General features: G+C 43.0%; 18 protein-coding genes. 17 read left to right on the forward strand and 1 reads right to left on the reverse strand.

What is annotated here, in order from left to right; all coding sequences use genetic code 11:
* Nucleotides 1-61 precede the first annotated feature (61 nt).
* From ACXYMT_RS05750 to ACXYMT_RS05830, 17 genes are all read left to right on the forward strand, one after another.
* The gene (locus tag ACXYMT_RS05750; protein WP_459058131.1) at nt 62-2,323 is read left to right on the forward strand and encodes a pectinesterase family protein; all 2,262 of its coding nucleotides are present in this window, start codon (nt 62-64) and stop codon (nt 2,321-2,323) included.
* Between the two features lie 13 nt (nt 2,324-2,336).
* Nucleotides 2,337-3,563: a glycoside hydrolase family 88/105 protein gene (locus tag ACXYMT_RS05755; RefSeq protein ID WP_459058132.1), complete on the forward strand. Its 1,227-nt coding sequence runs from the start codon at nt 2,337-2,339 to the stop codon at nt 3,561-3,563.
* A 7-nt stretch (nt 3,564-3,570) separates the two neighbouring features.
* Nucleotides 3,571-4,569: a DUF4861 family protein gene (locus ACXYMT_RS05760; RefSeq protein ID WP_459058133.1), complete on the forward strand. Its 999-nt coding sequence runs from the start codon at nt 3,571-3,573 to the stop codon at nt 4,567-4,569.
* Nucleotide 4,570: 1 nt separating this feature from the next.
* Complete coding sequence (locus ACXYMT_RS05765) at nt 4,571-6,208, forward strand: glycoside hydrolase family 43 protein (RefSeq protein ID WP_459058134.1); 1,638 nt, start codon at nt 4,571-4,573, stop codon at nt 6,206-6,208.
* A gap of 19 nt (nt 6,209-6,227) precedes the next feature.
* On the forward strand, nt 6,228-7,916 hold the full coding sequence (locus tag ACXYMT_RS05770) for a glycoside hydrolase family 28 protein (protein WP_459058135.1): 1,689 nt from the start codon (nt 6,228-6,230) through the stop codon (nt 7,914-7,916).
* A 5-nt stretch (nt 7,917-7,921) separates the two neighbouring features.
* Nucleotides 7,922-8,737, forward strand: a complete 816-nt coding sequence (locus ACXYMT_RS05775; protein WP_459058136.1) for a rhamnogalacturonan acetylesterase — start codon at nt 7,922-7,924, stop codon at nt 8,735-8,737.
* Between the two features lie 189 nt (nt 8,738-8,926).
* On the forward strand, nt 8,927-9,763 hold the full coding sequence (gene kduI / locus ACXYMT_RS05780; RefSeq protein WP_459058137.1) for a 5-dehydro-4-deoxy-D-glucuronate isomerase: 837 nt from the start codon (nt 8,927-8,929) through the stop codon (nt 9,761-9,763).
* A 2-nt stretch (nt 9,764-9,765) separates the two neighbouring features.
* On the forward strand, nt 9,766-10,527 hold the full coding sequence (locus ACXYMT_RS05785) for an SDR family NAD(P)-dependent oxidoreductase (RefSeq protein ID WP_459058138.1): 762 nt from the start codon (nt 9,766-9,768) through the stop codon (nt 10,525-10,527).
* A 29-nt stretch (nt 10,528-10,556) separates the two neighbouring features.
* Nucleotides 10,557-11,960 carry a glucuronate isomerase gene (gene uxaC, locus ACXYMT_RS05790; protein ID WP_459058139.1) on the forward strand — a complete coding sequence of 468 codons (1,404 nt, stop codon included), beginning with the start codon at nt 10,557-10,559 and terminating at the stop codon, nt 11,958-11,960.
* A 61-nt stretch (nt 11,961-12,021) separates the two neighbouring features.
* The gene (locus tag ACXYMT_RS05795; protein ID WP_459058140.1) at nt 12,022-13,062 is read left to right on the forward strand and encodes a PfkB family carbohydrate kinase; all 1,041 of its coding nucleotides are present in this window, start codon (nt 12,022-12,024) and stop codon (nt 13,060-13,062) included.
* A gap of 12 nt (nt 13,063-13,074) precedes the next feature.
* Entirely contained in the window at nt 13,075-13,743 is a 669-nt protein-coding gene (locus ACXYMT_RS05800; protein WP_459058141.1) for a bifunctional 4-hydroxy-2-oxoglutarate aldolase/2-dehydro-3-deoxy-phosphogluconate aldolase, read from the forward strand.
* A 53-nt stretch (nt 13,744-13,796) separates the two neighbouring features.
* Nucleotides 13,797-14,822: a sugar kinase gene (locus ACXYMT_RS05805; RefSeq protein WP_459058142.1), complete on the forward strand. Its 1,026-nt coding sequence runs from the start codon at nt 13,797-13,799 to the stop codon at nt 14,820-14,822.
* 59 nt (nt 14,823-14,881) lie between these two features.
* Nucleotides 14,882-15,868 (forward strand): TRAP transporter substrate-binding protein, encoded by a 987-nt coding sequence (locus ACXYMT_RS05810; protein WP_459058143.1) that lies wholly within the window; start codon nt 14,882-14,884, stop codon nt 15,866-15,868.
* Nucleotides 15,869-15,873: 5 nt separating this feature from the next.
* The gene (locus tag ACXYMT_RS05815) at nt 15,874-16,341 is read left to right on the forward strand and encodes a TRAP transporter small permease (RefSeq protein ID WP_459058144.1); all 468 of its coding nucleotides are present in this window, start codon (nt 15,874-15,876) and stop codon (nt 16,339-16,341) included.
* Nucleotides 16,338-17,627 (forward strand): TRAP transporter large permease, encoded by a 1,290-nt coding sequence (locus tag ACXYMT_RS05820; RefSeq protein WP_459058145.1) that lies wholly within the window; start codon nt 16,338-16,340, stop codon nt 17,625-17,627. The genes ACXYMT_RS05815 and ACXYMT_RS05820 overlap by 4 nt, the downstream gene beginning before the upstream one ends.
* A gap of 32 nt (nt 17,628-17,659) precedes the next feature.
* Entirely contained in the window at nt 17,660-19,117 is a 1,458-nt protein-coding gene (locus tag ACXYMT_RS05825) for a tagaturonate reductase (RefSeq protein WP_459058146.1), read from the forward strand.
* 5 nt (nt 19,118-19,122) lie between these two features.
* A complete protein-coding gene (locus ACXYMT_RS05830) occupies nt 19,123-20,739 on the forward strand; it encodes a UxaA family hydrolase (protein ID WP_459058147.1) in 1,617 nt (538 codons plus the stop codon).
* A 32-nt stretch (nt 20,740-20,771) separates the two neighbouring features.
* Here ACXYMT_RS05830 and ACXYMT_RS05835 read toward each other — a convergent pair whose 3' ends face one another.
* A complete protein-coding gene (locus ACXYMT_RS05835) occupies nt 20,772-21,818 on the reverse strand; it encodes a LacI family DNA-binding transcriptional regulator (RefSeq protein ID WP_459058148.1) in 1,047 nt (348 codons plus the stop codon).
* Between the last annotated feature and the right edge of the window lie 274 nt (nt 21,819-22,092).

The following is a 22,092-nucleotide window of genomic DNA, read 5'->3' on the forward strand; positions in this document are numbered from 1 at the left end:
TATCTCAAAAATGTCTAAAACTAAAGGCATTCTTGAATGAACAGAAGAAGGAAAATTTTTTATGTACAGACTCTTTTTAAATACTTTAAAAATATTTTTTGCAACTTCACTTTTGTTCTGTCTCCCGCTACAGGCACAACAGTTAGCATTCCCTACCGCCGAAGGCTTTGGACGCTATGCTTCAGGAGGCAGGGGAGGCATTGTCTATACGGTAACAAATCTTAATGATACAGGAGAAGGAAGCCTTAGAAAAGGTGTTTTAAAGGATGGTCCCCGCACTATCGTCTTTGCAGTTTCGGGTACCATTGAACTTGAGAGGCCCCTGGATATCAACAAAGGAGATCTTACCATTGCAGGTCAAACTGCCCCCGGGCAAGGGATCACCATCAAGGGCTATCCTGTAGCTGTAAAGGATGATAACGTGATCATTCGGTACATGCGCTTCAGGATGGGGGATATTAAAGGTACTGCCGATGATTCCTTTAAGGGGAGAGATGTCAAAAATGTCATTTTAGACCACTGTTCTGTCAGCTGGGCTACAGACGAGAACGCCTCTTTTTATCAAAATAAGGATTTCACCATGCAGTGGTGTATCATTTCTGAAGCTTTAAACAGCTCGGTACATTCCAAGGGAGATCACGGTTACGGCGGAATATGGGGTGGTGAAAATGTAAGTTTTCATCACAATTTAATTGCAAATAACTACAGCAGGAATCCACGCTTCAGCGGTTCCAAGACTACTGAAAATCTGGAAGGCGAATTTGTTGATTTCAGAAATAATGTGATCTACAATTGGGCAGATAACAGCATCTACGGAGGTGAGAATGGTCGGTACAATATTATCAACAATTATTTCAAACCCGGTCCTGCGACAGAAGATAAGGAAAGGATCGTAGAGCCCTATGATCCCTACGGAAAGTTCTACGTTCAAGGAAATTTCGTGGAAGGTTCAAAGCAGGTGACCGAGAACAACTGGAACGGTGGCGTGCAGGGCGATGATCCTGAAGCTACCCGTGTTAATGAGCCTTTTGATATTAACAACAATGTAGATACTCAGGATGCCCGTAAAGCCATGGACCTGGTGATGAAAAAAGCAGGTGCCAGTCTCAACAGGGATGCCGTGGACATCAGGATCATTAATGAAACCAGGAGCGGAAAAGCCACCTATGGCAATGGGATCATTGATTCCCAGGAACAGGTGGGCGGTTGGCCAAAATTGAAAGCTGGCACTGCACCAAAAGATTCCGATGAAGACGGCATGCCCGATGCATGGGAAAAAACAAAAGGTCTGGATCCGAATCAAAATGATGCTTCGGCACATGCTTTAGACAAAGCTTATACTAATCTTGAAATTTATTTGAATGAACTGGTTGATAGAAAGTCTGGCATTACTGCTAAGAATTCATCTTCTTATGATTTTATAGTGGCTGCCGATGGTTCCGGAGATTTCAAGACCGTTCAGGAAGCGATCAATGCCGTTCCCGATTTCCGGAAAAACCGGACAAGGATCTTTATCAAAGGGGGAACATATAAGGAAAAACTAGTATTACCGGCTTCTAAGACAAATGTCACATTTATTGGGGAGGACCAGGAAAAGACTATACTCACCTACGACGATTTTGCTCAAAAGCTGAATGAATTCGGGGAAGAGATCGGTACAACAGGCTCTACTTCTTTCTACGTTTTTGGAGATGGTTTTCACGCAAGCAATATCACTTTTCAAAATAGTGCTGGTCCCATTGGGCAGGCAGTGGCGGTAAGAATTGATGGCGATAAAGTCATTTTTGACACCTGTAGATTTCTTGGCTTTCAGGATACCTTATACCCTCATGGCAAGAACAGCAGGCAATATTACCGCAACTGCTATATAGAAGGTACTACCGATTTCATTTTTGGAAGGTCTACAGCAGTATTCGAAAACTGCGAGATCTATTCAAAAGAAGGAAGGCATTACATCACGGCAGCTTCTACCGAAGAAGGTACCGAACACGGTTTTGTTTTTCTGGATTGTAATTTGACCGGAAATGCTCCGGTAGCGTCAGTTTATCTGGGTCGGCCGTGGAGGCCTTTTGCTAAGACCGTGTTTTTAAATACCCAGATGGGTCCGCATATCAAAAATGAAGGCTGGCATAACTGGAACAAACCCCATGCTGAGCAAACAGTCTTCTACGCCGAAAGCAACAATAGCGGACCCGGATATACCCCCTCAAAAAGGGTAAAATGGGCAGAAATTCTTAGCCCCGAAGAAGCCAAGAAATATACTGTAAAAAATGTTTTGGCAGGATCTGATCACTGGAATCCTACTGAAATAGAAAATCTATAATTCAATTTTAAAGATGAAAAAATTTCTCAAACCTGGATTTTACCTTTTCTCAGCTTTCACCCTCTTAACCGGGTGCAAAGGAGCTGAAGAAAATAAGCTTGCCACAGCAGGTACCGTAGAAGAGCAGCTTAAATATTCCACCTGGATGGCCGACTCAGAAATTAAGAGAAACCCGAAAGGCTGGACTCTTGATTTTAATGAAAAGCCAAAATGGGAATACACCCATGGACTTATCATGACCTCTATGGAGAAGCTGCACGATGCAACAGGAGAAGAAAAATATCTTGATTACATCAAGAATTTTGCTGAATTCATGATCAATGAAGAAGGCGTGATCAAAACCTATAAACAATCTGATTACAATATTGACAGGGTGCAGGGAGGCAGATTCCTGATAGGCCTGTATGAAGAAACCGGAGAGGAAAGATACCAAAAGGCAGTTGAAATCCTGAGAGATCAAATGCGGGAGCATCCAAGGACCTCTGAGGGTGGATTCTGGCACAAGAAGATCTATCCTTATCAAATGTGGCTTGATGGTTTGTACATGGGTTCACCATTTCTTGCCCGCTACGCCGCAACCTTTGATGAACCTGAACTTTTTGACGATGTAGCTAATCAATTCGCACTGGTCAATAAGTATCACTATAGCGAAGATTCAGGTCTTTTCCATCACGCCTGGGATGAAAGCCGGGAGCAGCGCTGGGCAGATCCTGAGACAGGTCTTTCTTCCAATTACTGGGGAAGAAGTATCGGCTGGTTTGCAATGGCCGTTGTAGACGTGCTGGACTTTCTTCCACAAGATCACCCCGAAAGACAAAACATTATCAACATTGCCCAGAAACTCGCAGCCGGGATAGTAAGATATCAGGATGAGGAAACGGGAGTGTGGTATCAGGTAGTGGATCAGGGCGAAAGAGAAGGTAACTATTTAGAGGCTTCCGCATCGAGCATGTTTGCATATTTCCTTCTGAAAGGAGTGGATGAGGGTTACCTGGATTCAAAATACCGCGACGCAGGAATTAAAGCCTATGAAGGGATTTTAGAACAGTTCATTGAGGAAAATGAGGATGGCACTATCAGCCTTACCGATGTGAATGGAGTCGCTGGTTTGGGTGGAGATCCATACCGGGACGGTTCTTATGAATATTATATCAATGAGATCATAAGAGACAATGATCCAAAAGGAGTGGGGCCTTTTATCCTGGCCTCCTTAGAATACGAAGAGTTGAACCAACAATAATTATTACATGAAACTTAATCAAGCTTTATTACTTAGTCTTTTAACTCTGGGAGTGGGCTGTAAGGAGAATAATGATGAAAAATCCCGCCTTATTCCTGAAAGCCAGGAGGTAGCGCAAAAAACTTATGCTGAAATTTCTGTAAAGACTGGCGGTCAGTGGGAAGGCCGGGAATATATTGGTGGTACTTTTGAAAATGTTGAGGAGCTAACACTGCCAGCCGAGCATACAGATCATTCTTACTACATAAGGTATGAAGGCCCGGGCTGGGAAAACCCGCAGGTGGGATATCGCCTGTATCTCGACTGGAGAAACGCCATAGATGTCTTCGGAAAGAAGACAGATACCATGGTGCTGCCGCAAGTAGGACAGGATGGTTTTGATTCTTACCACGAGGAAGCAGCCTGGGGAATGGACATCCTAAAAGCCGGAAAGTCCCTCGGAATCGGTAGCTACGGAAGGTTTATGAATGATACGGTAGCTCACTTCAGAAGTGTTGGTAATACTTACGCTCAGGTTTCTAATGCTGAAGCGTCTTCCGAAGTGAAAATTGAATACACAGATTGGGCGACAGGAAATGATACAGTTGATCTTACTTCTACGCTCACTATTTTTCCGGAAGGAAGATATACCAAAGCGACTCTTGACCTTTCTGAACCACTTGCAGGTTTAACTACGGGGATCGTAAAAGCTGAAAATATCGAGCTGCTTCAGAAGCAAAGTGAAGGAGGAGAATGGGCTTATATCGCTACCTATGGAAGTCAGACTCTGGTAAATGACACCGACCAACTGGGAATGGCCTTATTCTATAAAACTAAGGATGTAAAGGAAGTAAAGGAAGGTCCGCACGACCACCTGGTGATCTTTAATGAAACTACTGACCCGGTAACCTACTATTTCCTTGCCGCCTGGGAACAGGAGCCGGGAGGGATAACTACAAAAGAGGCGTTTTTGACTGAACTTGATGAGCATTTAAATAGACTTCAGGAAGCCGGAAAATTGGAATAAGATGAACAGACTTAAAAGTTTAGCGGCAATTATCATTCTTTCAGCTTTTGGGGGAGTAACAACAAATGCTCAGGAAAATTTTAAGTCAGAAGTCTGGGTGGCCGACCAGGGAGACGGCACCTATAAGAACCTTGTTCTTCATGCAGATTCTTCGGATCCTGATGTTGTGCGGGTTGGTGATGATTTCTATATGACGTCATCGTCTTTCAATTCGGCACCGGCTTTGCCGATTTTACATTCCAAAGACCTTGTTAACTGGAAGCTTATTGGTCATGCATTAGACCGACAGGTGCCCGACGAACATTTCAGCTCCCCCCAGCATGGAAACGGAGTTTGGGCGCCTGCTTTCCGTTACCACGAAGGAGAGTATTATATCTACTGGGGAGATCCCGATATTGGGATCTATATGGTAAAAACTGATGATCCCGCCGGCGAATGGGAAGAGCCCGTTCTTGTTGAATCCGGAAAAGGACTTATTGATCCTGCGCCGCTCTGGGACGAAGATGGCAAGGCCTATTTATCTCACGCTTTCGCCGGAAGTCGGGCAGGAATTAAAAGTATTCTTGTGCTGAAGCCCATGAACTGGGAAGGAACAAAAACTACAGGACCCGGAAGAATTGTATTTGATGGACATGAAGATCACCCAACGGTAGAAGGAACCAAGTTCTACAAAAGGGATGGCTATTATTACATTTTTGCCCCCGCAGGCGGCGTGTCCACAGGATGGCAGTTAATTTTAAGATCACAAGATCCCTACGGTCCATACGAGGAGCATGTTTCTTTGGCACAGGGGAATACCGATATTAATGGCCCGCACCAGGGTGCCTGGATCGAACTTGAGAACGGGGAGGACTGGTTCATACATTTTCAGGATAAGGAGGCTTACGGGCGTATAGTTCATATGCAGCCTATGACCTGGAAGGACGGTTGGCCTACAATGGGAAAAGATAAGGATGGAGACGGCACCGGGCAGCCGGTAATGTCTTTCCGCAAACCGAATGTTGGGAAAACCTATCCTGTAGTTACTCCAAAAGATTCTGATGAATTCAGCGGAAATGACATTGGTCCCCAATGGCAGTGGCAGGCAAATCCTGAAACCACCTGGGCGTTCGCAAATCCGGCAAAAGGGGAGCTGCGCCTGTACACTCAGTTACTTCCGGAAGGTGCTAAAAACCTCTGGGATGCCCCAAACCTGATGTTACAGAAGTTTCCGGCAGAAGAATTTACCACTACTACAAAACTGACTTTTAATCCGAACGAGGATCTCGAGAATGAAAAAGTCGGACTCGTGGTGATGGGAAGATCCTATGCCTACGTGGCTTTAGAAAGTCGTGAAGACGGAATCTATGTGGTCTTTGCCATAGCCGAAAGTGCCGATGAAGGAAACTCCGAGCAAAAGAAACAGCTGAAAAAACTATCTGGAAAGGATGTTTACTTCAGAGTAGAAGTGGACAAGAATGCCGAATGCACCTTCAGCTATAGTGAAGACGGAAAAACCTTCACCGAAGTAAAAGAAGATTTTACAGCCAGAGAAGGAAAGTGGGTGGGAGCTAAAGTGGGAATTTTTGCCACAAAAGAGAACAAGATCAACGATTCCGGTTATGCCGACTTTGACTGGTTCAGGTTTTCAAAAAACTAAGAACGAAGTAAGAATACTTATGAGAAAAACAATTTTTAAAGCCTTAGCTGCAGTGCTATTCCTGATTTTTGGAACAGGCACAATGAAGGCGCAGGTGAGCCTGGAGGAAATGTACGAGGGGCTGGAATTTGAGATGCCCCGGGTGAAGGAAACTTCCTTTCCGGATTATTCCAGGTCAATAACCGAATTTGGTGCACAGGCAGGCGGTATATTTAAAAATACTGAGGCCTTTAAAAAGGCAATTTCAGAAGTTAATTCTAAAGGAGGCGGAAGAGTGGTCATTCCACGGGGAATTTGGCTTACAGGTCCTATTGAATTCAAAAGCAACATTAATCTTCATCTTGAAGATGGTGCTTTGTTGCTGTTTAGTCGTGACTTTGATGATTACGAATTGATAAGTACCAGCTTTGAAGGGCTTAATACATTCAGAAATATTTCTCCAATTTATGCTAACAATGTAGAGAACATCGCCATTACCGGCACCGGAACTATTGACGGGAACGGTGACGCCTGGAGACCTGTCAAAAAAGGCAAAATGACGGCCAATCAATGGAAGACATTAGTGAATTCCGGCGGAGTGTTATCAGACGATAAGAAAATGTGGTTTCCTTCAGAAAATTCAAAATTGGGATATGATCTTTCCACAGATCAAAATGTACCCGATCTGGAGGGGATAGAGGAGCACCAAAAGGTGAAGGATTATCTTAGGCCGGTAATGGTGAGTCTGGTGAACAGTAAAAGGATTCTGCTTGATGGTCCTACTTTTCAGAATTCCCCTGCATGGAACATTCATCCGCTTATGAGCCAAGATATCATCATTAGAAACATTAATGTTCGTAATCCATGGTACTCACAGAATGGTGACGGACTAGATCTGGAATCCTGTAAAAATGTACTTGTTTACAACAATACATTTGATGTGGGCGATGATGCCATCTGTTTCAAATCGGGTAAGAATAAGGACGGGAGGGACAGAGGTATGCCAACGGAAAATGTCGTTGTAAAGAATAACATCGTTTATCACGGGCACGGCGGAGTTGTGGTCGGTAGCGAGATGAGCGGCGGCGTAAAGAATGTCCATATTTCAAACTGTACTTTTATGGGTACCGATGTCGGCCTTAGGTTTAAGAGTACCCGCGGAAGGGGCGGAATTGTGGAGAATATATACATTTCAGATATTGATATGATCAACATTCCTACTGATGCCATTCGTTTCAATCTTTTCTACGGGGGAAAGGCTCCTGTTCTTGACGAGGGTGAGGAGAGCATGGAAGAAGTTCGTGACGAAACTCCCATGCCTGTTACTGAGGAGACGCCGTCTTTCAGGAATATCTTTATGGACAACATTCGCGTGGTAGATTCCCATAAGGCAGCCTTCTTTATGGGCTTGCCCGAAATGAATGTGAAAAACGTGAGACTTTCTAATTCGGTGCTGGAAGCAAAGAGCGGAATTACGGCTATAGACACTGATGGGATTGAATTGATCAACGTAAAAGTAATTTCTGAAAATGATGCTGCCCTTACGCTTTACAACACCAAAAATGTAAAAGTGGAGGATTTTTCTTTTGCTGAAAACGGGAAGACTCCGGTGCGTGTCCTTGGAAAACTAACCGAGAATGTGCAGTTTCAGAAGAGCGACTTTTCAGCTGTGGCCAAACAGATCCAACAGGACAAAGAGGTTTCTCAAAAAGCGGTAACAATAAAATAATCCCTATGACTCTAAAACCCCATTTTTTACTAGTCCTGATGATCCCTTTCCTGTTCTTTCAGCAGGAGGAACCGGTGAAAATTTATCTCATTGGGGATTCTACTATGGCCGATTATAGTGGCGACTATGATCCCGATAAGGATTATATGAAAACCCGCTACCCTATTATGGGCTGGGGGCAGGTATTTCAGGAACAAATGACTCCGCAGCACCTGAAGGATCTAAAGCACCTTGTGAAGACAGATACTGTAGTGGTTGATGACAGGGCTCGGGGTGGTCGCAGTACCAGAACATTTTTTGAAGAAGGGAGATGGTCATCGGTATATAAAGACCTTGAAGAAGGTGATCTTGTGCTTATGCAATTCGGGCATAATGATGCAGCCGAAAATAAGCCGGAGCGTTTTGTCAATGTAGAAGGCTATAAGGAGTATTTGCGGCTTTTTGTTCATCAGACTCGTCAAAAAGGCGGAATTCCGGTAATTCTTACTCCGGTGAACCGCAACTATCCGTGGGAAGAAGGGAAGTTGCAAAATGTACATGGCGAGTATTACACAGCCGCTGTAGAAGTAGCAGAAGAACTTAACGCCTATCTCCTTGATCTTACCCAAAGGTCTATGGACCACTTTACCGAAAAGGGTAAAGAATATGTGACCAAAAATTATTTTATGAACTTTGGTGCCGGCATATATGAAGCCTATCCTGAAGGGAGTAGTGACAACACACATTTTCAACCGGAAGGCGCAAAGGCTGTGGCTCAACTGGTATATGAAGGATTAGTTGACCTTAAAGAACAAACTGAAATAAAGGAGCTTCAAAAATGACATTTTTGAAGCTAAATATTTTTACCTGTTTCAGCGGGATTTTAACGCTTGAGAAAACCTTTTCGCTGAAAAAATTCTATATTTGTGTAATCGATTGCACAAATGCAGATCCCACAGGAGGTGCGGCAGGAGGTTAGACCTTAGGCACCTGAGATTAAAACAAAGTAGAACAGCAAAAAACTAATCGAAATGACAAATTCAGAATTACGTTACGCACATCATCCTAATGATGTCAAAAGATATACAACCCAGGAGCTAAGAGAACACTTCCTTATACCAAACCTCTTCAGTAATGACGAGATCAATCTAACCTACTCTATGTATGACCGGTTCATTGTTGGTGGGGCTTTTCCTGTAAACAGGGATCTGAAACTTGAAACCATTGATGATCTTAAGGCTGAAAATTTCTTAGACCGCCGGGAGCTTGGAGTGATCAACGTTGGAGGAACAGGAGTAGTCGAAGTTGACGGAAAGGAATTTCAGTTAGCGCACAAAGAAGCGCTTTACGTTGGAAAAGGAACTAAAAATGTCATTTTTAAGAAGTCAGGCGGAGAGCAACCGATATTTTATTTGAACTCTGCTCCTGCGCATAAAGAATATCCCACCAAGAAAGTTGGAAAAGAAGATGCCGAAGTAGTTCATCTGGGTGATGAAAAATATGCTAATAAACGCATTTTGAACAAGCTCATCGTAAACAGTATTGTTGAGACTTGTCAGCTGCAAATGGGAATGACCGAGTTGGTAGAAGGAAATGTTTGGAATACCATGCCTCCGCACACTCATGCCCGCCGAATGGAAGCTTACTTCTATTTCGATTTGGAAGAGGGACAAACTATCAGTCATTTTATGGGTCAGCCGGATGAGACAAGGCACATTTTTATGAAGAACCATCAGGCAATTCTATCTCCGGAATGGTCTATCCACGCCGGTGCGGGAACTTCAAACTATACCTTTATCTGGGGAATGGCAGGTGAGAACCTGGATTATGGTGATATGGATAAAGTAGATCCAGATAACCTGAAGTAGTTATGGAATTATTCAATCTTTCAGGAAAAACAGCTTTAGTTACAGGATGTAACCGTGGGATCGGTTTTGCAATGGCTCAGGGTCTTGCAGAAGCAGGCGCAGATATTATAGGAGTTTCTGCCAGTCTGAAGGCAGAAGGCTCAGATATAGAAAAAGCAGTAAAAGCTGCGGGAAGAAAATTTTCCGCCTATCAATGTGATTTTTCAGACAGAAAAAATCTTTACGCTTTTATTAAAAAAGTAAAATCAGAAAACTCAACCATAGATATCCTGGTGAACAACGCCGGAACCATCATGAGAAAACCTGCCGCCGAACATCCCGATGAATACTGGGATATGGTGATCGAGGTGAATCAGAATTCTCAGTTCATTTTAACCCGGGAGATCGGGAAGGAAATGATCAAAAGAGGAAGTGGGAAAATCATTTTTACGGCCTCCCTTCTCACTTTTCAGGGTGGAATAACCGTACCGGGTTATGCAGCCTCCAAAGGTGCTATAGGTCAGCTTACAAAAGCATTTGCCAATGAATGGGCTTCAAAAGGGGTGCAGATAAATGCTATCGCTCCCGGTTATATTGCTACAGACAATACAGCAGCCCTTAGAGAAGATGAGGACAGAAGTACTTCGATCTTAAGCAGGATCCCTGCAGGAAGATGGGGTGAGCCGGAAGATTTTAAAGGACCTGTTGTTTTCCTGGCATCAGCTGCCAGTGATTACATGAACGGCTCAATACTATTGGTAGACGGCGGCTGGATGGCTCGCTAACGCCTATAATTATGAATAAACAAACCAAAATGGAATCTAATAAATTCATAACAGAAGATTTCCTGCTTTTTAGTCAGCAGGCGAAAGATCTGTACAACAACTACGCTAAGGAACAGCCAATAATTGATTACCACAATCACCTCTCTCCTAAAGAAATTGCAGAAGACAGGCAGTTTGATAACATCACCCAGGTTTGGATAGCCGGTGACCACTACAAGTGGCGCGCAATGCGAACCATGGGTGTCGATGAAAAATACATTACCGGAGACGCATCAGATAAGGAGAAATTTATGGCCTGGGCCAAAACAGTTCCTCATACGCTGCGCAATCCGCTTTATCACTGGACTCACCTCGAGCTAAAGAGATACTTCGGAATTGATGAGTTGCTTAATGAAGAATCAGCCGAAAGAATTTATGAAGCCGTAAATGAGAAACTAAGACAACCTGAATATTCCTGCCGCGGCCTGCTGAAAAAAATGGGAGTGGAGACACTCTGTACCACAGAAGATCCTGTTGATACCCTGGAATATCATCAACAACTAGCTAAGAGCGACTTTGGGATAAAAGTCAGTACAGCCTTTAGGCCGGATAAGGCAATTTTAATAGAATCCGGAAAGTACAATTCCTATCTCGATGAACTTGGAAAGGCTGCTGAAGTATCTATAACTTCTTATGATGATCTTAAATCAGCTTTAAAGAAAAGGATCGAATTCTTCCACGAGAATGGCTGCAGGTTATGTGATCATGGACTTAATTCCATTTGTTTTGAAGAATTCACTACGGAAGAAGTAAATACTATCTTCTCAAAAAAGAGAAAAGGAGAGGAGATTTCTGAACTCGAAGCCAAAAAATTCATGACCTCAATTTTGTTGTTTCTCGGAGAAACTTATCATGAAGTTGGATGGGTACAGCAGTTCCACCTGGGTGCTTTGAGAAATAACAACAAGAGAATGCTGGATGAATTAGGGCCAGATACCGGCTGGGACTCCATCGGAGATTATGCCCAGGCTGAAAAAATATCTCAGTACCTCAATCATCTTGACGGAAAGGACAAACTTACCAAGACCATTCTTTACAACCTGAATCCTGCCGATAACGCAGTATTTGCCAGCATGATAGGGAACTTTAATGACGGGACTGTAAAAGGAAAAGTTCAGTTTGGATCGGGCTGGTGGTTCCTTGATCAAAAGCACGGGATCATAGAACAGCTTAACGCATTGTCTAATATGGGGCTGGTAAGCGTTTTTATTGGCATGCTTACAGATTCCCGGAGTTTTCTATCCTTTCCACGTCACGAATACTTCCGTAGAGTCCTTTGTAACCTTTTTGGAGCAGAAATGGAGAGTGGGGAACTGCCAAATAATATGGAGCTGGTAGGAAAGACTGTTGCTAACATTAGTTACCACAACGCTAAAGAATATTTTGATTTTTAAATAGCTGTTCCTTTTCTGCAAAGGCTTCAGCACAACCAACAATTATAAATTTATCAGAGATATGAAAAAAGTAGTCACTTTTGGAGAAATAATGTTACGTCTCGCACCGCAGGAACACCTCAGGTTTTCCCAGGCATCCAGTTTTGATGTGGTGTATGGTGGAGGTGAATCTAACGTGGCGGTATCCCTTGCAAATTATGGGGTGCCTGTAGATTTTGTTACCCGTTTGCCTAAGAACGACATTGGAGAATGTGCCCTTATGGAAATGCGCAAGAGAAATGTAGGTACAGATAAGATCATTTTTGGAGGAGATCGTCTTGGGATTTATTTCCTTGAAACCGGGGCTGTAAGCCGCGGAAGTAAGGTGGTATATGACCGCGCTCATTCGGCTATGTCAGAGATCCAGAAAGGAATGGTAGACTGGGATGAGGTTTTTGATGGTGTAGAATGGTTCCACTGGACCGGTATTACTCCGGCTATTTCCCAGGGAGCAGCCGATGCCTGTCTTGAAGCTGTAAAAGCCGCAAGTGCGAAAGGAATTACAATCTCCACAGACCTTAATTACCGCGCAAAACTTTGGAAATACGGAGTAGAGCCGGAAGCAATTATGACCGAGCTTACTTCTTACTGCGATATTATCCTCGGAAATGAAGAAGATGCAGAAAAGCACTTCGGGATCAAGCCTGAAGGACTTGATATTACTACCCAGGGAGAGCATGTAAAAGCTGAAGCCTTCCTTTCGGTTTGTCAGCAAATGATGGAGAAGTTCCCGAATGCAAAAAAGGTGATCACTACCTTAAGAGGATCATTATCGGCTTCACACAACACGTGGGCCGGAGTACTTTATGATGGAGAAACCATGTTTAAATCTCCTGAATACAACATCACCCACATCGTGGACAGAGTAGGAGGAGGAGACTCTTTTATGGCAGGATTGATCTATGGACTCATGAAATATCCCGATGATGACCAGAATGCATTGAACTTTGCTGTTGCTGCATCTGCTCTAAAGCACACTATTAAAGGTGATGCGAACCTTGTAACGGTTGACGAAGTAAATAAATTAATGGGCGGAGATGCCTCTGGACGGGTAGCCAGATAAAAATCAAGAGATATGGCTCAATATTCAAGAATAGAAGTAGCATCAGTAATGCAGGAACAAGGGATGGTTCCCTTGTTCTTCCACTCTGATGTTGAATTGGGGAAAAAGTTACTTAAAGCCTGCTACGATGGTGGTGGCCGCTTATTGGAATTCACCAGCCGTGGAGATTTTGCTTTCGAAGTTTTCGGGGAACTTAATAAGTACGCAATAAAGGAACTACCGGGAATGATCCTGGGAGTAGGTTCAGTTACTGACGCTGCGGCTGCATCTCTCTACATGCAGATTGGCGCCAATTTCATTGTGACTCCGGTTCTTAGAGAAGATATAGCAGTGGTTTGTAATCGCCGGAAAGTGCTTTGGTCTCCCGGTTGTGGCTCACTTACAGAGATTGCCCGCGCCGAAGAATTAGGTTGCGAGATCGTAAAGCTCTTCCCAGGTGGAACCTATGGTCCCGGCTTTGTAAAGGGAATTAAAGGTCCTCAACCCTGGACAAGCATTATGCCAACAGGAGGTGTTTCTCCAACAGAGGAAAATCTTAAAGGCTGGTTTGATGCAGGAGTGACTTGTGTGGGAATGGGTTCAAAACTTATTTCAAAAGAGGTCATTGCCAACAAGGATTATGATGGTCTGGAAAAAACCGTCAGAGAAACTCTTGACCTCATTAAAAGGCTGAGAAAATAGAATTTGAATTTAAAACTACAGAGACATTTTTCCGTAGTTTTTATTTGTTGTAGATGCAGGAAAAAGCTTCAGAAAATAGAAAGACAGTAACCTTCGGAGAGGTCTTGATGCGGTTATCGCCATCAGATAACCGCAAGCTCCTGCAGGCAAATCATCTGGATTTTTTCTTTGGCGGCACCGAGATGAATGTGGCAGCCTCTCTGGCTCACATGGGAGTAGAAGTACAGCATGTTACTAATGTCTCCAATGACATTGTTGGTGAAGCTGCAATTTCGACTTTGAGGAAGTATGGAATAGGGATTTCAGCGGTTAACAAAGTGGACTTTCCCTTAGGTTTGTACTTTCTGGAAGTAGGTTCTTCAATGCGGTCAAGCCAGGTGGCCTATAATAGGCTTAACAGTTCCTTTGCTAATATAGGTCCAGAGCAGGTAGACTGGGAAGCAATTCTCAGCAATGCTGCATTCTTACACTGGAGTGGAATCTCACCGGCTATTTCAGAAGGAGCTTATCAAACCTTAAAGGCGGGTCTCGAGATCGCCAGGCAAAAAGGAGTGATCGTCACCGCCGATCCTGCCTATCGCAGCAACCTTTGGAAGTACGGGAGAAACAGTAAAGAAGTCCTGAAAGAGCTAATTTCTCTTTCAAATATTTTTATTGGTGGAGTGAGCGAGATCAATGAAATCTTAGATGCTGAATTTTCTTCTAATGAGGAAGATTTCATTGCTGCCGCAAAAGCTCTGATAGCTGAGTATCCTTCAGTTTCAAAGGTCTTTGATAAAGTGAGGACAAGTGTAAATGCTTCCTGGCAAAAGATCTACGGAAGGGCCTGGACAGGAAATGATTTTATTACAACAAGCGAACTGGAGATCACAAACGTGGTGGATCGTATAGGTACAGGTGACGCCTTTGCTGCTGGCCTTTTATATGGATTACAGAATTTTGAAGACCGGGAGGCACTGAATTTTGCCAATGCGGCCTGCGCTCTCAAGCATACTCACGTAGGTGATGTGAATCTTGTTAGTGTAGAGGAGGTTCTGGAAGTGGCAAAAGGAAAAACTGATGGAAGAATAAAGCGATAATATCTCATCGGCAGGAAGACGTCGGCTGGTGAGTATTATTAGATTATCAATATTAACTGATGAAAATCTTGAAGAATAAAATAGGTTTTGCTTTTGTGCTTTTTCTGCTGTTTGCAGTAACAGGTTGTGAAGAGCAAAATGAAGTAAAAGAAATTAAGTTGGGTCATGGTCTTGATACCTCTCATCCGGTTCATAAGGCTATGGTTTATATGTCCGAGCGCCTGTACGAGAAATCGGGAGGAACAATGACCATAGACATTTACCCGAACCAACAATTGGGTTCAGAAAGAGAAACTCTTGAGCTATTACAGATAGGTAGTCTTGGAATGACAAAGGTTTCCACAGGAGTTCTGGAAAATTTTGTTCCCAGTCTGCAACTCTTTGGCCTTCCTTTTCTGTTTAGGGACCGGGATCATCGGTTTGAGGTTCTGGAAGGGAAAATAGGGGAAGACTTTCTGAATAAGAGTATTGATAAAAGGTTAAAAGGACTGACTTTTTACGATGCAGGAAGCAGGAGCTTTTACACTAAGGTGCCGGTAGAGGAACCTGAAGATCTTAAAGGCTTAAAGCTGCGGGTTATGGAAAGTAATACTGCCATTAATATGGTAAAACACCTGGGCGGATCCCCTACACCCATTGCCTGGGGAGAACTATACACAGCCCTCCAGCAGGGAATTGTAGATGGCGCGGAAAATAATCTGCCCAGCTTTTACCTTTCCCGACACTACGAGGTGTGTAAGTACTTTGTTGTAGATGAACATACGGCACTTCCTGATGAGTTATTGATAAGTACCCTTATCTGGAATGACCTTTCTCCCCAACAACAAAAATGGCTAAAAGAGGCTGCTATGGAATCCTCTGAATATCAAAAAACGATATGGAGGGAAGCAGAGCTTGAAGCTATGGAGGAGATCCAAAAAGCGGGGGTAAAAGTTATTTATCCCGATAAAGAACTTTTTCGCGAAAAGGTAGAGCCTATGTATGATGAATTTTCTCAAGATCTTGAAATGAAACAATTAATTGAAGACATTCAGGAAATCAAATAAGAGGTATGAGAAGGAAAATAGACAAAATTTTAGGAAACTTTCTTGTGGTGCTTCTAACGCTAATGGTGCTATCTGTGTTATGGCAGATCTTTTCGAGATACTTACTGAATTCCCCAAGTTCATTTACCGAAGAGCTGGCGAGATTTCTTTTTATCTGGATAGGGATATTGGGTGCGGCATATGCTTCAGGGCAACAAACACACCTGTCAATAGATATTTTACCTCCTAAATTAAAACCTGAAAACAGGATAAAGCTGCGCATCTTTATTAATGTTCTTATCATTCTGTTCAGTTTAACCGTATTGGTCATTGGAGGAGGCAATCTGGTATATGTGAATGACTTGCTGGGTCAGTCTTCAGCAGCTTTAGGAGTACCCCTGTCTTGGGTCTACATTGTAGTACCGGCTAGCGGTCTACTGGTGATATATTATAAAGTACACGAAATAATTCATTCAAAAACGTATTTAGTATGATGTCAGAGGTTTTAATATTGGTGCTTTCCTTTGTGATTCTGCTGGCAATAGGAGTTCCTGTTGCCTGGTCAATAGGGATATCCTGTGTACTTACTATCCTGGCATCTATAGACACACTTGCTGCTTTTACTACGGTATCTCAGCGTATGGCCACAGGCCTCGATAGTTTCTCATTGTTAGCAATTCCCCTGTTTATTCTTGCAGGACAAATAATGAATCAGGGAGGGATTGCCAACCGACTCATAGCCTTTGCAAAAGCCCTCATGGGGGCACTGCCGGGTGGATTGATCTATGTGAACGTAGTTGCTGCGATGTTGTTTGGTGCTATTGCAGGATCTGCAGTGGCAGCAACTTCTGCAATGGGTGGTATTCTTGGTCCGGCAATGGAAAAGGAAGGTTATTCAAAAGAATTTGGTGCGGCAGTGAATATCACTTCTTCAACCACAGGTTTGGTAATTCCACCATCTAACGTGCTTATCGTTTATTCCCTGGCCAGTGGGGGCGTTTCTATTGCTTCTCTGTTTTTAGCGGGATACCTGCCCGGGATCCTCATGGGTCTTGCCTTAATGCTCGTAGCGGCAGTATGGATCAAAAAGAAGAAGTATCCTGCCGGAGAGCCTGCTAATCTTAAAAATATTGCGATCACCTTTTTACATGCTTTTCCCAGCTTACTCCTGTTAGTTGTAGTTATTGGTGGAATTGTCTCGGGAATTTTCACAGCGACCGAGGCATCAGGGATCGCAGTTCTTTACTGTCTCATTCTATCCTTTATCAACAGGGAACTCAAACTGAGTGATCTACATGGTGTTTTCCTGAGTTCGGTTGGGACAACGGCTATAGTAATGCTGCTCATTGCTACTTCCATGAGTATGTCATGGGTAATGTCTTATGAAAATATTCCGCAGGCAGTCAGTGATGCTTTATTAAGCCTGAGTGATAACATATTCGTCATACTTCTAATTATTAATTTATTACTGCTCTTTGTTGGAACCTTTATGGATATGACGCCGGCAGTACTCATTTTCACTCCTATTTTCTTACCGGTAGTAACAGAATTAGGTGTTGATCCAGTACACTTCGGACTTATGATGGTGATGAACCTCTGTGTGGGACTTTGTAGTCCTCCGGTAGGATCTGTGTTGTTTATAGGAGTAAGCGTGGCAAAAACCAGTATTCAGAAGGTTATTAAGCCGCTGATGCCGCTGTACGTAGCCATGTTCATTGTTTTGCTGTTAGTGACCTTCATACCTGAGATCTCCCTTTGGTTGCCGGGATTGTTTGAATAAAGTTGAATTGAGTTAAGATCAAAAAATACAGAATGGAAAGATTAAATAGAAAAAATAGCGGATTATCTCAGCAATTGCCACTTAAGATACTTCAGTTTGGGGAAGGGAACTTCCTTAGGGCATTCGTGGATTATCTCATAGATAAATTGAACAAAGAGGCCGGATTTAATGCCGGAGTTGCTGTCGTACAACCTATAGATGCCGGACTCGTGGACTTGCTGAATGAGCAGGATGGACTCTACAACCTGTTTATGAGAGGTGTTAAAGGCGGAAAAGAGATTCAGGAGAAAAGAACAATAAACTGTATTCAGAAGTCACTCAATCCTTACAGGGACTATTCAGCTTACCTCGATCTGGCAACTGAAGAAGAGCTTCAATTTCTTATTTCCAACACTACTGAAGCAGGTATTGCTTTTGATGAAACCGATGAACTCGAAAAGGAACCTCATAATAGTTTCCCTGCTAAGGTAACTGCACTGCTTTACAAGAGGTTTCAGTATTTCAATGGAGCCGCCGATAAAGGCCTGACCATTATTCCCTGTGAGCTTATCAATTACAACGCAGACAATTTAAAGAAGATCATTCTACAGTACGTAGAGCTTTGGAATTTGGGAGAGAACTTTAAAAAGTGGATAGAAGAAAGTAATTCTTTTCATAACACGCTGGTAGACCGGATCGTTCCCGGCTATCCAAGAGCGGAAATCGATGAATATCAAAGTCAGCTGGAATTTCAAGATAAACTTATAGTAACAGCTGAGGTTTTTCTTCTGTGGGTCATCGAAGGAGGAGAAGCTTTAAAAGCTAAAATTCCTTTTGATAAGATCGACGAAAATGTTTTGATTGTTGAGGACATTCAGCCGTACCGCACCCGGAAAGTGAGAATTCTCAATGGAGCTCACACTACAATGGTACCCTTTGCGCTTCTCAGCGGAAAAGAAACTGTAAAGGAAACAGTAGACGACGACTTCACAGGAAAGTTTGTCAAAAATGCCATTTTTGAGGAGATAAATCCCACGCTTGATCTGGCCAAAGAAGAACTGAATTCTTTTGCTTCAGAAGTACTGGATCGCTTCAGGAATCCTTTTATTAAGCATCAGCTTGCAAGTATTGCGTTAAATTCTGTTTCAAAGTTCAAAGTAAGGGTGCTGCCGAGTCTGCGTGAATATCAGGAAAGAAAATCGGCTTTACCGGTGCGACTTACCTTTGCCTTTGCCTGTTTGATCCGGTTCTACAAAGGAGAATGGAGAGGAGAGAAATTGCCAGTTCAGGATGATCAACAGATAATAAATTTCTTCAGCAGCGTCTGGAAAAAGGATGATCTGGAGGAGTTGACAGAAGAGGTGCTCAAGAAAGAAGATTATTGGGGGCAGGACCTTACGGCTGTTCCGGAATTAAAAGAACAGATCGTTTTAGCTCTGGAAGAATTGGAGGATAAAGGTGTCGAAGCAGGATTTCGATCCTTTCGTGAGAAGATAAAAGTGAAAAGTTAGGAAGCATGGAAACGAAAATTATTAAAGTTCACCCGGAAGATAATGTGGCGGTTGCCCTTGCAGACCTTTGGAAGGATGAGACGCTGCAAATAGAAAACACAGAGATCAACGTTCTTACAGATGTTGCTGCCAAGCATAAAATAAGTCTGGTGGACCTCAATGAGGGAGATAAGATCTACATGTATGGGGTTTTGGTTGGAAAAGCTACTGTGCCGTTAAAGAGAGGTGAAGTGCTTACTGTGGACAATGTGAAGCATGAAGCAGCACAGGCTCATAAGAAGACTGAAACTACCGGCTGGAATGCGCCCGATATTTCAAAATGGAAGAACAGGACATTCAACGGTTACCATCGTCCAGACGGGCAGGTGGGAACAAAGAATGTATGGTTGTTTTTCCCGCTTGTATTTTGTGAGAACAGAAATATTGAGCTTCTAAAAGAGGTTTTTGAGAAGGAACTTTCCTTTAGAAAACCTTCACGCGAACGCCTTTTGCTCCGCAGATTGATCCAGGGAGAGGATGCTTCTGAAGCTGTCCAGGTAGAAGAGGAAGAGAACGAAATTTTTGATAACATCGAAGTCAAATTCATCACCCACCAGGGAGGTTGTGGTGGTATAAGACAAGATTCTGCTTCTCTGGCAAGGTTGCTGGCCGGTTATGTCAACAATCCTAACGTGGCAGGAGCAACTGTTCTGAGTTTGGGATGTCAGAACCTTCAGATAGATATCTTCAAAAAGGCACTTGAAAGAATAAACTTTAACAATGGTAAACCGGTGCTGCTTTTCGAACAGCAGCAGGAAGGTACTGTGGAGGAAATGATGAATAAAATCATAAAGGAGTCTTACGCTGCTATTAAAGAGGCGAATGAGATCCCGAGGAAACCGGCTCCGCTTTCAAAACTGAAATTAGGTTTGGAATGTGGCGGCTCTGATGGTTTCTCCGGAATTTCGGCTAATCCTGCACTGGGTTACGCTTCAGATTTGCTATCGGCTCTTGGCGGTTCCCCAATACTTTCTGAATTCCCTGAATTATGCGGAATTGAGCAGGAATTAATCAACCGCTGTGTTAATGATGATCTCGCTGAAAGGTTCCTGGAGTTGACCAGAGCTTTTGAAAAGTCTGCAATTGATGCAGGATCGGGCTTTGATATGAACCCCTCGCCGGGGAACATTAAGGATGGTCTTATTACAGATGCCATGAAATCGGCCGGGGCAGCTAAAAAAGGAGGAACTTCACCTATTCAAGATGTCCTGGATTACGGGGATTATGTCACTAAACCCGGTCTCAACCTCCTATGCACCCCGGGTAATGATGTGGAGAGCACAACTGCTATGGTAGGGGCAGGGGCGAACGTGGTGGTCTTTACCACAGGCCTTGGAACTCCTACAGGTAATCCTGTAGCGCCCGTTATAAAGGTTTCCTCCAACACCACTCTTGCACGCAGAATGCCCGATATCATCGATGTTGACGCAGGAGGAGTTATAAAAGCTGAAAAAACAATAGAAGAAATGGGAGAGGAGATCCTGGAGTTTATTGTCAAAGTGGCCGGTGGAGAAGCCACCACCAAAGCTGACGATTTAAATCAGGATGATTTTATTCCGTGGAAAAGAGGGGTGTCGCTCTAGACACCCTTCTTTTTCTATACTTCTCAAAAATGTTATTTTGCAGCCAGTTTTGTTAAGCCTTTGTCTGATGAACTTCTAATGATAAGTTCAGGATCAAGAACTACTTTTTTCTCAATGGTAAGTTTTTGGGTGCTATCAACCTGCTCCAGAAATACCTGGGCTGCAATTTTTCCCATTCGTAGTGGAGTTTGGTCTACAGAGGTAATAGGCATTTCCATGTACTTTGTAAAAGGCTCATTACTAAAACCAGAAATACAGAAGTCCTCTGGAATTTTCACCCCTTTTCTCTTGAGTTCCTGGATGGCTCCCAAAGCTGTATAATCACTGGCAGAGAAAACAGCATCGGGTTTGGCCTTAAGCTGCCACATTTCTTTTGCTGCTGCTGCTCCAGATTCGATACTACTCAGGGTGGTGAAAATATATTCAGGATTTACCGCGAGTCCGTAGTGCTCCAAAGCACTGACATATCCGTCGTGACGATTTTTGTAGATCTCAAGATTGAGATCTCCCGAAAAGTGTGCTATTCGTTTACATCCCTGAGAAATGAGATGCTCAGTGGCAAGATACCCTGCTTTAAAGTCATCGATAACTACAGAACTTACTCCGGGAATATCAAGTTTCCTGTCAAAAAAGACCAGGGATTTCCCTTCTTTTAAGACCTTTCTAAAATGCTCTGTTTTGTTTGTTGTTTTTGAGATAGACATAAAGATCCCGTCCACCTGAGTGTCTAAAAGGGTAGTAATCTGTTCAACTTCTGTGCTCATTTGCTCATGTGTCTGGCAAATGATCACGTGATAACCGTGGGGACCAAGTTCTTCCTCAATTCCCCTAATGATGGAAGAGAAGAAGTTGCGGTTGATATAAGGAACTATAATTCCTACATTTTTGCTTTTTCCGCTCTTCAAGGCTTGTGCAAGACGATTCTGCTTGTAATTCATTTCCTTTGCCGCAGCAAAGACCAATTCCCTGGTTTTTGAGCTTATCTTGGGATTGTTATTTAAGGCTCTTGACACAGTAGCCGCACTGATATTCAATTTCTTTGAGATATCGTAAATGGTGGTATTTCCTTTTTTGGTCATCAGGTTTTTGTGAAGGCATGCAACTTGTTGCACTGCAAATGTATCAAAATTTAATATTTATTACCCCGGTTTATTTATAAAATACCACCTATGCCTGCTTAGTTTTAGATGAATTTTTGTAAATCCCTCTATTTACAGACTAATTTTAAAGAAATAATGTGTTTCCATATTTTTGTTTTTTACAAAGAAAAAACACTATTTTAGTGCAATCGATTACAAATATGAGGCTCCTAGTTTGCCGTTCTTGGCTTTTAGGAATTAAAAGGACTTGATA

It is taken from the genome of Salinimicrobium sp. CAU 1759 (genome assembly GCF_054482715.1).

What these genes read in the sequence shown, in the direction of transcription:
- ACXYMT_RS05750 (WP_459058131.1), top strand. Translation starts at nt 62, where the DNA reads ATGTACAGACTCTTTTTAAATACTTTAAAAATATTTTTTGCAACTTCA.
- ACXYMT_RS05755 (WP_459058132.1), top strand. Translation starts at nt 2,337, where the DNA reads ATGAAAAAATTTCTCAAACCTGGATTTTACCTTTTCTCAGCTTTCACC.
- ACXYMT_RS05760 (WP_459058133.1), top strand. Translation starts at nt 3,571, where the DNA reads ATGAAACTTAATCAAGCTTTATTACTTAGTCTTTTAACTCTGGGAGTG.
- ACXYMT_RS05765 (WP_459058134.1), top strand. Translation starts at nt 4,571, where the DNA reads ATGAACAGACTTAAAAGTTTAGCGGCAATTATCATTCTTTCAGCTTTT.
- ACXYMT_RS05770 (WP_459058135.1), top strand. Translation starts at nt 6,228, where the DNA reads ATGAGAAAAACAATTTTTAAAGCCTTAGCTGCAGTGCTATTCCTGATT.
- ACXYMT_RS05775 (WP_459058136.1), top strand. Translation starts at nt 7,922, where the DNA reads ATGACTCTAAAACCCCATTTTTTACTAGTCCTGATGATCCCTTTCCTG.
- kduI (WP_459058137.1), top strand. Translation starts at nt 8,927, where the DNA reads ATGACAAATTCAGAATTACGTTACGCACATCATCCTAATGATGTCAAA.
- ACXYMT_RS05785 (WP_459058138.1), top strand. Translation starts at nt 9,766, where the DNA reads ATGGAATTATTCAATCTTTCAGGAAAAACAGCTTTAGTTACAGGATGT.
- uxaC (WP_459058139.1), top strand. Translation starts at nt 10,557, where the DNA reads ATGGAATCTAATAAATTCATAACAGAAGATTTCCTGCTTTTTAGTCAG.
- ACXYMT_RS05795 (WP_459058140.1), top strand. Translation starts at nt 12,022, where the DNA reads ATGAAAAAAGTAGTCACTTTTGGAGAAATAATGTTACGTCTCGCACCG.
- ACXYMT_RS05800 (WP_459058141.1), top strand. Translation starts at nt 13,075, where the DNA reads ATGGCTCAATATTCAAGAATAGAAGTAGCATCAGTAATGCAGGAACAA.
- ACXYMT_RS05805 (WP_459058142.1), top strand. Translation starts at nt 13,797, where the DNA reads ATGCAGGAAAAAGCTTCAGAAAATAGAAAGACAGTAACCTTCGGAGAG.
- ACXYMT_RS05810 (WP_459058143.1), top strand. Translation starts at nt 14,882, where the DNA reads ATGAAAATCTTGAAGAATAAAATAGGTTTTGCTTTTGTGCTTTTTCTG.
- ACXYMT_RS05815 (WP_459058144.1), top strand. Translation starts at nt 15,874, where the DNA reads ATGAGAAGGAAAATAGACAAAATTTTAGGAAACTTTCTTGTGGTGCTT.
- ACXYMT_RS05820 (WP_459058145.1), top strand. Translation starts at nt 16,338, where the DNA reads ATGATGTCAGAGGTTTTAATATTGGTGCTTTCCTTTGTGATTCTGCTG.
- ACXYMT_RS05825 (WP_459058146.1), top strand. Translation starts at nt 17,660, where the DNA reads ATGGAAAGATTAAATAGAAAAAATAGCGGATTATCTCAGCAATTGCCA.
- ACXYMT_RS05830 (WP_459058147.1), top strand. Translation starts at nt 19,123, where the DNA reads ATGGAAACGAAAATTATTAAAGTTCACCCGGAAGATAATGTGGCGGTT.
- ACXYMT_RS05835 (WP_459058148.1), bottom strand. Translation starts at nt 21,818, where the DNA reads ATGACCAAAAAAGGAAATACCACCATTTACGATATCTCAAAGAAATTG.